We start from the raw sequence: 12,521 nt of genomic DNA, 5'->3' as shown, positions 1-12,521 counted from the left end.
TCAGGCGGGCACGGCCTCCAGCCGCCACCACTGGCCGGGGGAGTCGGTGTCCTCCCACTGCCGCACGTCGGCACCGTCCTCGTTGGCCCCGTCGGCGACCTCCAGGAGGAGGCCGCTGACGAAGCTGACCAGCGTCACCGTGCCCGGTGATTCCGGATGCCGCTCGATGAGCCATTCCTGGGCGCCGAAGTTGTTGGCCCTCCACTGCTGGACGTTCGCGCCGTTCTCCGTGGAGGCGCCCGCGACGTCCAGCCGCTTTCCGCTGTGCGCGTTGACCAGGTGGAACAGTGCGGCGCCCTCATGGACAGGGCTGAGGTGCCAGTGCTGGGAGGCGGCGCCGCTGTCCTTGCCCTGCCGGACGTCGGCTCCGCCGGCCATGGAGCCGTCGGCGACCTCGAGCAGCAGCCCGCTGCCCACATTGCGCAGACGGTGCGGACCCGCCTCGACGACGGGCGCGGTGTCCCCGCTCATGGTCCGGTTCCTTCGGCGTAGGTGATGACGGAGGAGCCCTCACCGTATCCGCGGCGAGGGCTCCGTGTCGTGCGCGTCAGGCGCCGGCGTCGAACACGGCCGGGTCCGCGCCGATGCGCAGGTTGTCGTCGAGGGCCGCGAACGCGGCCAGGTCGTCGGCGTCCAGCTCGAAACCGAACACGTCCAGGTTCTCCACGATCCGCGACGGGGTCACGGACTTCGGGATCGCGACGTGGCCGGTCTGCAGGTGCCAGCGCAGCACCACCTGGGCCGGGGTCCGGCCGTGCTTGTGCGCGATCGCGGCGACGGTCGGCACCCCGAGGCCCTTGCCCTGCCCCAGCGGCGACCAGGCCTCGGTGACGATGCCGTGCCGGGCGTGGAAGGCGCGCAACTCCGCCTGCTGGAACTGCGGGTGCAGCTCGATCTGGTTGACCGCGGGCACGACGGAGGTCTCGCCCATCAGCCGCTCCAGGTGGGACGGCAGGAAGTTCGACACACCGATGGACTTCGCGCGGCCGTCGGCGTGGATCTTCTCCAGGGCCTTGTACGTGTCGACGTACGCGTCCTTGACCGGCAGCGGCCAGTGGATGAGGTAGAGGTCGACGTACTCCAGACCCAGCTTGTCCAGCGAGGCGTCGAAGGCGCGCAGCGTGGAGTCGAAGCCCTGGTCGGCGTTCCACAGCTTCGTGGTGATGAAGAGTTCCTCGCGCGGTACACCGGAGGCGGCGACGCCCTTGCCGGTGCCCACCTCGTTCCCGTAGATCGCGGCGGTGTCGATACTCCGGTACCCGGACTCGATGGCCGTGGCCACGGCCGTCGTGGCCTCGTCGTCCGGCACCTGCCAGACACCGAAGCCGAGCTGCGGCATCTCGAGGCCGTTGTTCAGGGTGATGGAGGGGACCTGGCTCACGAGCGGTCGATCCTTACGTCGTCGGTTGGTACTCCCCAGGGGAACGATCGACGAAGCCCAGGCATTCCCACCTGCGGGGAAGGGATGAACGCGCGCGGCGAAAACGGCTGATGTAGCGTCAGGGACGGTCCGGACTCAGCGGTAGAGTGCGTCGACCTCGGCCGCGTACGCCGTCTCGATCGCCTTCCGCTTCAGCTTCAGCGAGGGCGTGAGCATGCCGTGCTCCTCGGTGAACTGGTGCGCCAGGATCCGGAACGTCCGGATGGACTCGGCCTGTGACACGGCGGTGTTGGCGGCCACCACAGCCCGGCGGACCTCCATCTCCAGATCGGGGTCGCGCACCAGGTCGGCGGCCCGCATCGGCGCCCTGCCCTGCATGGCGAGCCAGTGGTCCACCGACTCCTGGTCGACGGTCACGAGCGCGGAGATGTAGGGCCGGTCGTTGCCCACCACGATGCACTGCGCCACCAGCGGGTGCGCACGCACCCGCTCCTCCAGTCCGGCAGGCGACACGCTCTTGCCGCCGGACGTCACCAGAATCTCCTTCTTGCGCCCGGTGATGGTCAGATAACCGTCCTCGTCGAGCGCGCCGAGATCGCCGGTGGCCAGCCAGCCGTCCTGCAGCACCGCGGCGGTGGCCTCGGGGTCGCCCAGGTAACCGGAGAACACGTTGGCGCCGTGGACCCAGATTTCCCCGTCCTGCGCGATGTGCACGGTGGAGCCCGGGATCGGCTGGCCGACGGTGCCGTAGCGGGTGCGCTCGGGCGGATTGGCCGTCGCCGCGGCGGTCGACTCGGTGAGGCCGTAGCCCTCGTAGACCGTGACGCCCGCCCCCGCGAAGAACAGACCCAGCCGCCGCTCCATGCCGGATCCGCCCGACATCGCGTGCCTGACCCGTCCGCCCATCGCGTCGCGGACCTTCTTGTAGACGACCTTGTCGAAGAACTGGTGCTGCATCCGCAGCCCGGCCGACGGTCCTGGGCCCGTCCCGAAGGCCCGTTCCTCCATCGCCTCCGCGTACTTCACCGCGATGTCGACGGCCTTGTCGAACGGCCCGGCCCGCCCCTCCGACTCCGCCTTGCGCCGTGCGCCGTTGAAGACCTTCTCGAAGATGTACGGCACCGCCAGGATGAACGTGGGCCGGAACGCCACCAGGTCGGGCATCAGTGCCTTCGCCGACAGCTCGGGCTGGTGGCCCAGCTTCACCCGGCCCCGCAGCGCCGCGATCTCCACCATGCGCCCGAAGACGTGGGCCAGGGGCAGGAAGAGGAGCGTGGCGGCCTCCTCACCCGGCTTGGAGTGGAACACCGGGTGCCAGCGGCCGACCATGGTGTCGGCCTCGAACATGAAGTTGGCGTGCGTGATCACACAACCCTTGGGGCGGCCGGTGGTGCCCGAGGTGTAGATGACGGTCGCCACCGACTCGGGCGTCACGGCGCGTCTGTGCCGGTGCACCACCTCGTCGTCGATCTGGACCCCGGCCTGGACGAGCTCGGTCACCGCCTCCGCGTCCAGCTGCCAGAGCCGCTTCAGGTGCGGCAGCCGGTCGATCACCGAGCCGATCGTCATCGCGTGGTCCTCGTGCTCCACCATGACGGCCGCGACCTCGGCGTCATGCAGCATCCACAGGACCTGCTCGGCCGACGACGTCGGGTAGACGGGCACCGACTGGGCACCCACCGCCCAGAGCGCGAAGTCGAAGAGCGTCCACTCGTAGCGCGTACGGGACATCAGGGCGACCCGGTCGCCGAACCGGACCCCGTGCGCGATAAGCCCCTTGGCGAGGGACATGACCTCGTCGCGGAAGGTGGCCGCGGAGACGTCGTGCCACCGTCCCTCCGCGTCCTTGCGGCCGAGGGCGACCCGGTGCGGATCGGTCTCGGCGTGGTCGAAGACGGTGTCGGCAAGACCGCCGACTTGAGGGGCAGCGGCCATGGGTGGGACAGTGAACTCGCGCAATGACCTGCTCCTTGTGGCGCTCCGCACGGCGCCGCGACGCTACCCCACACGGAGCGGTAGCGGGAGAGTCCGAAGTATCCGGAAACCATCACATCCGCACAGGCCGGCCACAGAAAATCAGGCCAGATGGGCAAGGCCCGGGCGCACTTCTGACCACGGGGTAAGTAGCGGGCGCGGGAATCTCCACCGAATCTGTACCCCGCGCTCACGACCCGCCGCATCCGCCGTCGTGCACCGGGCCGCTACGCGCCCCCCGGGTGCGCGGGCACGACCGGCCCGCGGTGCAGCCGGTCCGCTCCCGCGAGGACGGCCGCGGCCAGCGCGCCGGCCGCCTCCTGGGCGGCGTCCCTGCTCCGCCCGTGCAGCAGCACGAAGTCCACGTCACCGAGGTCGGGCAGCCCCGCCCTGGGGGGTACCGGGGCCAGGCCCGGCGGGATCAGCCCACGGGTGTGCGCCATCACGCCCAGGCCGGCACGGGCCGCCGCGACGAGACCGCTCAGACTCGTACTCGTACAGGCGAACCGCCAGGACCTGCCGTGTTCCTCCAGCACCTCCAGGGCCCGCGCCCGCGTGATGCCCGGCGGCGGGAAGGCGATGAGCGGCAGCGGGCGCTCCGGATCGATCCGCAGGTTCGGGGCACCGATCCAGGCCAGCGTGTCCCGCCACACCAGCTCGCCATGGGTGTCCCCGGTCCGCCGCTTGGCCAGCACCAGATCCAGCCGGCCCGCCGCCAGCTGCCGGTGCAGCGTCCCGGACAGCTCCACGGTCAGTTCGAGATCGACCTCGGGATGCTCGCGCCGGAAGGACTCCAGGATCTCCGGCAGCCGGGTCAGGACGAAGTCCTCGGACGCCCCGAAGCGCAGCCGCCCGCGCAGCCGCGTCCCGGCGAAGAACGCCGCCGCCCGCTCGTTGGCCTGCAGGATCGTGCGGGCGAACCCGAGCATGGCCTCGCCGTCCTCGGTGAGGTCGACCCGGTGCGTGTCCCGGCTGAACAGCTGGCGGCCCGCCTCCGCCTCCAGGCGACGCACGTGCTGGCTGACCGTCGACTGCCGGACGCCGAGCCGGCGCGCGGCCTGGGTGAAGCTCAGCGTCTGGGCGACTGCCAGGAAGGTCCGGAGCTGGACGGGGTCGTACACATGGCACAGGTTATCGCGATCCGTGATGGCAGTCAGAGCGGTGTACCGGATTCCCGATCGCCCCGGAGCGGAGCACGATGGGGAGGACACGACCCCGCCGAGAGAGCACGGAGCACATGAGCTGCCGCACCAGCCGCCGTATCCGCCGAACACCGAAGCCGCCGTCCTGGCTGCCGGTGGACCCGTACATCCTGGCGCTGATCGGCACGGTGGTGCTCGCGGCCCTGCTGCCCGCGTCGGGCGCCGGCGCCGATGTGGCAGGCGGCGCGTCCACCGGGGCGGTCGCCCTCCTCTTCTTCCTGTACGGGGCGCGCCTGTCCACCACCGAGGCACTGGACGGGCTGAAGCACTGGCGGCTCCATGTCACCGTCCTGGCCTGCACCTTCGTGGTGTTCCCGCTGCTGGGGCTCGCGAGCCACGGGCTCGTCCCGTACGTGCTGACCCCGCAGCTCCAGGACGGCTTCCTCTTCCTGTGCCTGGTCCCGTCGACGATCCAGTCCTCGATCGCCTTCACCTCCATCGCCCGCGGCAACGTGCCGGCGGCGATCTGCGCGGGATCCTTCTCCAGCCTCGCCGGCATCCTGCTCACCCCGCTCCTCGCCGCGCTCCTGCTCGGCGGCGGCGCGGGAGGCTTCTCGGCGGACTCCCTGATGAAGATCGTCCTGCAGCTCCTGGTGCCTTTCCTGGCGGGGCAGCTCCTGCGCCGCTGGGTCGGCGGCTTCATCGCCAGGCACCGCGAGGCACTGGGTTACGCCGACCGGGGATCGATCCTGCTCGTGGTCTACACGGCGTTCAGCGAAGGCATGGTCACCGGCGTGTGGCACCAGGTCACCCCGCTCCGGCTCGGTGCGCTCGTCGCCGCCGAGGCGGCGCTGCTCGCCCTCATGCTGGCGCTGAGCTGGTACGGGGCGAAGCGGCTCGGCTTCGGGCGGGGGGACAGGATCGCGATCCAGTTCGCCGGATCGAAGAAGAGCCTGGCCGCGGGGCTGCCGATGGCGAGCGTCCTGTTCGGCGCCCACGCGAGCCTGGCGGTGCTGCCCCTCATGCTCTTCCACCAGATGCAGCTGATGGTCTGCGCGGTGATCGCCAAGCGTCGCTCGCGCGACCCGCTGCCCGGGCAGGAGCCGGTGTCGCCCGCGCCCGTCGCGGTGGGCTGAGCGCGCCGCGGTGGGCCGAGCCCACCGGGGTAGGGGCCGGCCGGCGCAGGGGGCGCTCCCCGCCGGCCGGTCCGCTGACCCGTGCAGCGGGTGGGCGCCTCAGCGCCCGCCCACCGTCGCCTCCAGGGCGATGCGGTGGTCACCCGCGTACACGTTCATGGACGGGCCCCGCAGGAAGCCGACGAGGGTCAGTCCGCTCTCGGCCGCGAGGTCCACGGCCAGCGACGACGGAGCGGAGACCGCGGCGAGCATCGGGATCCCGGCCATCACCGCCTTCTGCGCCAGTTCGAAGGAGGCGCGCCCCGACACGAGCAGGATCGCCCGGGAGAGTGGCAGCCGGTCGTCCGTCAGGGCCCGCCCCACCAGTTTGTCGACCGCGTTGTGGCGACCGACGTCCTCCCGGACGTCGAGGAGCTCGCCCTCCTCCGAGAAGAGCGCCGCGGCGTGCAGGCCCCCGGTCCGGTCGAACACCCGCTGTGCCTCGCGCAGCCGGTCGGGGAGGGTGGCGAGCAGCGCGGGCGTCACCCGGACCGGGGGAGTGTCGGCGACGGGATGGCGGGTCGTGGTGCGGACGGCGTCGAGGCTGGCCTTGCCGCACAGCCCGCAGGAGGACGTGGTGTAGACGTTGCGTTCGAGGGTGATGTCGGGGACCACGACGCCGGGCGCGAGCCGCACGTCCACGACGTTGTACGTGTTCACTCCATCGGCCGTCGCCCCGGCGCAGTACACGATCGACTGCACCTCGGAGCCCGCACCGATCACGCCCTCGCTCACCAGGAAACCGGCCGCGAGCGCGAAGTCGTCGCCGGGGGTGCGCATCGTGATGGCGAGCGGCCTGCCGTTCAGCCGGATCTCCAGGGGCTCCTCGGCGACGAGCGTGTCGGGGCGGGTGGTGACCGCCCCGTCCCGGATGCGGATGGTGCGGCGGCGCTCGGTGACCCGTCCCATAGCCGTCAATCCCGATTCTGTACGTGTTGGAAGCCGAAGCGGCCCTTGATACAGAGGTTGCCATGGGTCACCGGGTTGTCGTGGGGCGAGGTGACCTTGACGATCTCGTTCTCCTGCACGTGCAGTGTGACGTTGCAGCCGACGCCGCAGTAGGCGCAGACGGTCGTCGTGCGCGTCTGGGCCGGCTCGTCCCACGTCCCGGCGGCACGCATGCCGAACTCCGTGCTGAACGACAGAGCACCCGTGGGGCACACCTCGATGCAGTTGCCGCAGAAGACACAGGCCGAGTCGGTGAGCGGGGCGTCGTGCTCGGTGGAGACGCGCGCGTCGAAACCGCGCCCCGCGACGGCGATGGCGAACGTGTTCTGCCACTGCTCACCGCAGGCGTCGACGCACTTGTAGCAGAGGATGCACTTGTCGTAGTCACGGACGTAGAGGTCGTTGTCGATCTTCGGCTGCTCGTCGACCCGGGCGGCGTCCGCACCGAAGCGGCCGGGCTTCGCCTCGTACTCCTTGATCCACTCGGCGGCCCGCGGGGTCGTCGACAGATCCGTGGAGGAGGCCAGCAGCTCCAGGACCACCTTCCGGCTGTGCCGGACCCGTTCGGTGTCCGTCAGCACCGTCATACCCTCCTCGGCGCGCCGGGAGCAGGCCGGGGCGAGCGTGCGGGCGCCTTCCACCTCGACCACGCACACCCGGCAGGCGTTCTTCGGGGTGAGCGTGTCGCCCTGGCACAGCGTCGGGATGTCCGTGCCCGCCGACCGGCAGGCGTCCAGGATCGTCGAGCCCTCCGGGACCCGGGTCTCCGTGCCGTCGAGCGTGAAAGGGACGAGGCGGCGCGGCGGCTGCAGCGGCACAGCGGTCACTTGTAGACCCCCAGACGGTCGATGGCGGACTCCACGGCGTTCCAGGCGGTCTGTCCCAGACCGCAGATCGAGGCGTCCCGCATGGCCTGCCCCACCTCTCTCATCAGCGCGATGTCGTCGGCGGCCCCGGCGCCCGTGCGGTCCACGATCCGGTGGAGCGCCTCCTCCTGGCGGACCGTCCCCACCCGGCAGGGCACGCACTGGCCGCACGACTCGTCGCGGAAGAACTCCGCGATGCGCAGCAGGACACGGGGGAGTTCCACCGACTCGTCCAGGACCAGGACCACCCCGGACCCCAGCGTCGTCCCGGCCGCGCGGGTGCCCTCGAAGGTGAGCGGGACGTCCAGTTCGTCAGGGCGTACGAAGCCGCCCGCGGCGCCGCCCAGGAGGACCGCCCGCAGGCGTTCAGGAGGCCCGGCGAGGACGAGGAGCTCCCGCAGGCTCGCGCCGAACGGCAGTTCGTAGACGCCGGGGCGGTCCACCTGCCCGGAGACGCAGAACAGTTTGGTGCCGGTGGACGTCCCCGTGCCGGTCGCGGCGTACGCGGCGGCTCCGTGCTCGAGGATCGGCAGCACGTTGACGAGGGTCTCCACGTTGTTCACCGCGGTCGGCTTCCCGAAGAGGCCCTTCTCCACCGGGAAGGGCGGCTTGGAGCGCGGCTCGCCGCGCTGCCCTTCGATCGAGTTGAAGATCGCGGTCTCCTCGCCGCAGATGTACGCACCCGCGCCGCGCCGGATCTCGATGTCGAAGGCGTACCCCTGCCCGAGGACATCGGGACCCAGCAGCCCCCGGGTGCGGGCGCTCGCCACGGCGTGACTCAGACACTCGTACGCGCGGGGATACTCGCCGCGCAGATAGACGTACCCGTGGTGGGCGCCGATCGCGAACCCGGCGATCGTCATGGCCTCGACCAGGGCGTACGGGTCGCCCTCCATCAGCACCCGGTCCTTGAAGGTGCCCGGTTCGCTCTCGTCGGCGTTGCAGACCAGGTAGTGGGGGCCGTCGGCCTGCTGGGCCGTGGCCTGCCACTTGCGTCCGGTGGGGAAGGCGGCGCCGCCCCGGCCGACCAGGCCGGCGTCCAGGACCTCGCGGACGACGCCCGACGGGCCCAGCGCGAAGGCGCGGCGCAGGGCCGCGTAGCCGCCGCGTGCGCGGTAGTCGTCCAGGGAGGCGGGGTCCACGACGCCGATGCGCCTGAGGAGGACGAGGGCGGGATCGCCGGCCTGGGGGACGGCTGCGGTGGCGGGAGGCTCCTGGGGGGCTTTCTCCGGGGCGCGGGCGGCGGTGACGAGGGCGGCCGCGGTGGCGGGGGCGACGACCGCGGCGCGACGGGAGCCGTCCGCTCCGGCCGGCGCCGGGTCCTGGCCGTCCCGCGCCGGGTCCTGGCCGGCCCGTAGCAGCAGTGCGGCCGGGGCGCGTTCGCACAGGCCCAGGCAGGGGCTCTCCTGCCAGACCGTGCCGTCGGCCGGGGAGCCCGGCGATCCCATGCGGTCCGTCAGCTCGGCGCGCAGGGCTGCCGAACCCCGGGCGGCGCAGGCCAGGTCCGTGCAGACGTGCAGCACCTTCGCGGGGCGGGGCCGCACGGAGAACATCGCGTAGAACGTCGCGACGCCGTACGCCTCGGCCGGGGCCACCGTGAGCCGGCGGCAGATGTAGTTGAGCGCGCCCTCACTGATCCAGCCCACCCGGTCGTTGACCGCGTGCAGGGCGGGGAGCAACTGGTCGCGGCGGTCCTTGGCAGCCGAGGCGCCACCCCTCGCCCAGCGCAGGTCCGCGTCGCTGCGTCCGGTTCCGCCCTCCCAGCCGGACGGCGGTGGACCCAGCAGGTCGTCCACGGCGGCCCGTTCGGCCGCGTCGGGTGCGGCGTCGGTGAATCTCAGGTCCATGCGGGCACCAGCTTCTCTATCCGTACGGCGGAGGCCTTGAACTCGGCGGTACCGGCGATCGGGCAGTTCGCCTCGATGGTCAGCTGGTTGGTGTCGACCTCGTCCGGGAAGTGCATCGTCATGAAGGCCAGGCCAGGCCGCAGCCCCGGATCGATCCAGACGGGCGCGGTGACACTGCCGCGCCGGGAGGACACCCGCACCTCCTCACCCACGGAGACGCCGTACGACTCCGCGTCCTCGGGGCAGAGCTCGATGTACTCGCCCCGGCGCAACGGGGAGGCGTAACTTCCGCTCTGGACACCTGTGTTGTACGAGTCCAGTCGCCGCCCGGTCGTGAGGCGCAGCGGGTAGGACTCGTCGGTGAGGTCGACCGGCGGGTCGTGCCGCACCAGGCCGAAGGGCGCGGCCGGACCGCGCCGCACCGGATCGGTCTCCCAGAGCCGGGCGTGCAGGAAGCTGGACGGCAGCTCCTCGGTATCGGGACAGGGCCACTGCAGCCCCTGGTGCTCGGCCAGCCGCTCGTACGTCATCCCGAAGTGGTCGGGGGACAGGGAGCGCAGCTCGTTCCACACGGCCTCGGCGCCCTCGAACTTCCATGCGTGGCCCAGGCGCCCGGCCATGGCGCAGATGATGTCGATGTCCTCGCGGGCCTCGCCGGGCGGCACGAGTGCGGCCCGTACCCGCTGCACCCGCCGTTCGCTGTTGGTCGTCGTGCCGTCCGTCTCCGCCCAGGCGGCCGTGGCGGGCAGGACGACGTCGGCCAGCCCGGCGGTCCTCGTCAGGAAGATGTCCTGCACCACGAGGTGGTCGAGGGACGTCAGCCGGCGTATCGCCTGGTCGCTGTCGGCCTCCGACTGTGCCGGATTCTCCCCGATGCAGTAGACGGCGCGCAGTTCGCCCGTCTCCATCGCCTCGAACATCTCGGTCAGCGTCTTGCCGTACCGGGGCTGGATGACCGCGTCCCAGGAACGCTCGAACTTCTGCCGCGACGGCGTGTCGAGGATGTCCTGGAAGCCGGGCAGCTTGTTGGGGATGGCGCCCATGTCGCCACCTCCCTGCACGTTGTTCTGCCCGCGCAGGGGCTGGACGCCGGAGCCGTACCGGCCGACGTGTCCGGTGAGCAGGGAGAGGTTGATCAGCGCCCGGACGTTGTCGATTCCGTTGTGGTGTTCGGTGATGCCCAGCGTCCAGCACAGCTGGGCCCGTTCGGCCGTGGCGTAGGCGTGGGCGAGCTCCCGGATCGCCCGGGCCGGCACGCCGGTCACCTTCTCGGTGGCGGTGAGGGTCCAGGGCTCGACGAGCGCGGCGTACTCCTCGTACCCGGTGGTCGCGCGCCGCACGAACGCCTGGTTGACCAGGCCCGCGTGGATGATCTCGCGGCCGATGGCGTGGGCCAGCGGGATGTCGGTGCCGACATCGAGGCCGAGCCAGCTCTCCGCCCACTCGGCGGTCGAGGTGCGACGCGGGTCGACGGCGTGCATCCGGGCCCCGTTGCGGATGCCCTTCAGCACGTGCTGGAAGAAGATCGGGTGCGCGAGGCGGGCGTTGGATCCCCACATCACGATCAGGTCGGTGTGCTCGACCTCCTCGTACGAGGAGGTTCCGCCGCCGGAACCGAAGGCGGCGGAGAGGCCGGCGACGCTGGGTGCGTGGCAGGTGCGGTTGCAGGAGTCGACGTTGTTGGTGCCCATGACGACGCGGGTGAACTTCTGTGCCACGTAGTTCATCTCGTTGGTGGCACGGGCGCAGGACAGCATCGCGAAGGCGTCGGGACCGTATGCGTCCCGGGTCCGCCGGAACCCGGCAGCGGCCCGGTCCAGTGCCTCCTCCCAGCTCGCGCGGCGCAGCACGCCGTCGCTTCCCCGGACGAGGGGGTGGGTGAGGCGTTCGTACGTCTTGGGGCGGCGGCCCTTGCGGTTCGGGCCGCCCGTGCGGTCGCTGTTCATGGCGCGCTCCCTGCTGGGGCCGAGGATGAGGTGGTGGCGAGGAGATCGGCGAGTGCGTGCACGGCGCGCAGCGTCGGGACGGGTGTTTCGGCCAGCGTGGCCAGCTCGACGACGGCCGCGAGCAGCACGTCGAGTTCGAGGGGCTTGCCCTTCTCCAGGTCCTGGAGGGTCGAGGTCTTGTGGTCACCGACGCGCTCCGCGCCCGCGATGCGCCGCTCCACGGAGATCTGCGGGTGGCAGCCGACGGCGGCCGCCACCGTGAGGGTCTCGCGCATCATCGACTCCACGAGTGCGCGGGTGTCCGGGTGGCGGCAGATCTGGCCCATGGTGGCCCGGGCCAGCGCGCTGATCGGGTTGAAGGAGATGTTGCCGAGCAGCTTGATCCAGATGTCGTCGCGCAGGTCGGGTTCGACGGGGCACTTGAGCCCGCCCGCGACCATGGCCTCGCTGAAGTCCAGGCAGCGGGTGGACACCGAGCGGTCCGGCTCGCCGATGGAGAACCGGGTGCCTTCGAGGTGGCGTACGACGCCGGGTGCCTCGATCTCCGTGGCGGCGTAGACGACGCAGCCGATGGCGCGTTCCGGCGGCAGGGTGGCGCTCACCGAGCCCGCCGGGTCGACGCTGTCGAGGCGGCGCCCGGTGTAGGGCCCGGGCAGGCCGTGGAAGTACCACCAGGGGATGCCGTTCTGTGCCGCGACCACGGCGGTGCGCTCGTGCATCAGCGGATGGACCAGAGGGCCCGAGCGTGCGTACGAGTTGGCCTTGAGGCCGAGGAAGACGTAGTCGACGGGCCCGACGTCCGACGGGTCGTCGGTGGCGGCGGGCCGGGCGGTGAAGTCGCCGCGCGGGCTGAGCACACGCACGCCGTCGCGGCGCATGGCCGCCAGGTGCGGACCCCGGGCGATGAGGTGGACCTCGGCGCCGGCGCGGTGCAGCGCGGCCCCGACATAGGCACCGATGGCACCGGCGCCGACAACTGCGACTTTCACAGGGCTCTCCGTTCGGTGAGAGGACCGAGCGAGGGTGTCAAGTCGACAGAATATTGTCTACAGTATGCCTTCGAAGCGGGTCAATACTCGTGACAGCGGGTGCCCTTCTCGCGTCGTTCCCGGAGTCTCGCCAGAAGTTCCCGCGGGGCTGTTCGAGACGCTCCAAGGCTGGGGCCGGATTCCTGTCGGGTTACATGCCTCTGTACCGATCGGTAGCAACCAAGACTGGTGAACTCCTGCCATTCGTAGCGAG

General features: G+C 71.3%; 10 protein-coding genes. 1 reads left to right on the top strand and 9 read right to left on the bottom strand.

Going from position 1 to position 12,521, the window contains the following annotated elements:
- The 4 genes from QFZ58_RS06815 to QFZ58_RS06800 all read right to left on the bottom strand — a co-directional run bounded on the left by QFZ58_RS06815 (position 1) and on the right by QFZ58_RS06800 (position 4,476).
- Positions 1 to 471, bottom strand: a complete 471-nt coding sequence (locus tag QFZ58_RS06815; RefSeq protein ID WP_307124006.1) for an RICIN domain-containing protein — start codon at positions 469 to 471, stop codon at positions 1 to 3.
- A gap of 76 nt (positions 472 to 547) precedes the next feature.
- On the bottom strand, positions 548 to 1,381 hold the full coding sequence (locus QFZ58_RS06810; protein WP_307124005.1) for an aldo/keto reductase: 834 nt from the start codon (positions 1,379 to 1,381) through the stop codon (positions 548 to 550).
- A 135-nt stretch (positions 1,382 to 1,516) separates the two neighbouring features.
- Positions 1,517 to 3,316 (bottom strand): long-chain fatty acid--CoA ligase, encoded by a 1,800-nt coding sequence (locus tag QFZ58_RS06805; RefSeq protein ID WP_307124004.1) that lies wholly within the window; start codon positions 3,314 to 3,316, stop codon positions 1,517 to 1,519.
- Positions 3,317 to 3,582: 266 nt separating this feature from the next.
- The gene (locus QFZ58_RS06800) at positions 3,583 to 4,476 is read right to left on the bottom strand and encodes a LysR substrate-binding domain-containing protein (RefSeq protein ID WP_373428527.1); all 894 of its coding nucleotides are present in this window, start codon (positions 4,474 to 4,476) and stop codon (positions 3,583 to 3,585) included.
- A gap of 116 nt (positions 4,477 to 4,592) precedes the next feature.
- On the opposite strand from QFZ58_RS06800, the gene QFZ58_RS06795 reads away from it, so the two are divergent.
- Positions 4,593 to 5,633, top strand: coding sequence for a bile acid:sodium symporter family protein (locus QFZ58_RS06795; RefSeq protein ID WP_307124003.1), 1,041 nt, complete (start codon positions 4,593 to 4,595; stop codon positions 5,631 to 5,633).
- A 99-nt stretch (positions 5,634 to 5,732) separates the two neighbouring features.
- Here the strand turns inward: QFZ58_RS06795 and fdhD are convergent, their stop codons facing one another.
- The 5 genes from fdhD to QFZ58_RS06770 are packed head-to-tail and all read right to left on the bottom strand — an operon-like array spanning position 5,733 to position 12,268.
- Entirely contained in the window at positions 5,733 to 6,581 is an 849-nt protein-coding gene (fdhD, locus tag QFZ58_RS06790) for a formate dehydrogenase accessory sulfurtransferase FdhD (protein WP_307124002.1), read from the bottom strand.
- Positions 6,582 to 6,586: 5 nt separating this feature from the next.
- Positions 6,587 to 7,447 carry a 2Fe-2S iron-sulfur cluster-binding protein gene (locus tag QFZ58_RS06785; protein ID WP_307124001.1) on the bottom strand — a complete coding sequence of 287 codons (861 nt, stop codon included), beginning with the start codon at positions 7,445 to 7,447 and terminating at the stop codon, positions 6,587 to 6,589.
- A complete protein-coding gene (locus QFZ58_RS06780; RefSeq protein WP_307124000.1) occupies positions 7,444 to 9,333 on the bottom strand; it encodes an NAD(P)H-dependent oxidoreductase subunit E in 1,890 nt (629 codons plus the stop codon). The genes QFZ58_RS06785 and QFZ58_RS06780 overlap by 4 nt, the downstream gene beginning before the upstream one ends.
- On the bottom strand, positions 9,324 to 11,279 hold the full coding sequence (locus QFZ58_RS06775; RefSeq protein ID WP_307123999.1) for a molybdopterin oxidoreductase family protein: 1,956 nt from the start codon (positions 11,277 to 11,279) through the stop codon (positions 9,324 to 9,326). Before QFZ58_RS06775 ends, QFZ58_RS06780 begins: the two co-directional genes overlap by 10 nt.
- Positions 11,276 to 12,268, bottom strand: coding sequence for a 2-dehydropantoate 2-reductase (locus QFZ58_RS06770; RefSeq protein WP_307123998.1), 993 nt, complete (start codon positions 12,266 to 12,268; stop codon positions 11,276 to 11,278). The genes QFZ58_RS06775 and QFZ58_RS06770 overlap by 4 nt, the downstream gene beginning before the upstream one ends.
- Positions 12,269 to 12,521 lie beyond the last annotated feature (253 nt).

Origin of the sequence: Streptomyces sp. B1I3, assembly GCF_030816615.1 — a bacterium.
In the GTDB taxonomy this organism is placed as follows: Bacteria; Actinomycetota; Actinomycetes; order Streptomycetales; family Streptomycetaceae; genus Streptomyces.
This window is presented reverse-complemented; position numbering and strand designations above follow the sequence as displayed.

What these genes read in the sequence shown, in the direction of transcription:
- QFZ58_RS06805 (WP_307124004.1), bottom strand. Translation starts at nt 3,316, where the DNA reads ATGGCCGCTGCCCCTCAAGTCGGCGGTCTTGCCGACACCGTCTTCGAC.
- QFZ58_RS06815 (WP_307124006.1), bottom strand. Translation starts at nt 471, where the DNA reads ATGAGCGGGGACACCGCGCCCGTCGTCGAGGCGGGTCCGCACCGTCTG.
- QFZ58_RS06795 (WP_307124003.1), top strand. Translation starts at nt 4,593, where the DNA reads ATGAGCTGCCGCACCAGCCGCCGTATCCGCCGAACACCGAAGCCGCCG.
- fdhD (WP_307124002.1), bottom strand. Translation starts at nt 6,581, where the DNA reads ATGGGACGGGTCACCGAGCGCCGCCGCACCATCCGCATCCGGGACGGG.
- QFZ58_RS06780 (WP_307124000.1), bottom strand. Translation starts at nt 9,333, where the DNA reads ATGGACCTGAGATTCACCGACGCCGCACCCGACGCGGCCGAACGGGCC.
- QFZ58_RS06775 (WP_307123999.1), bottom strand. Translation starts at nt 11,279, where the DNA reads ATGAACAGCGACCGCACGGGCGGCCCGAACCGCAAGGGCCGCCGCCCC.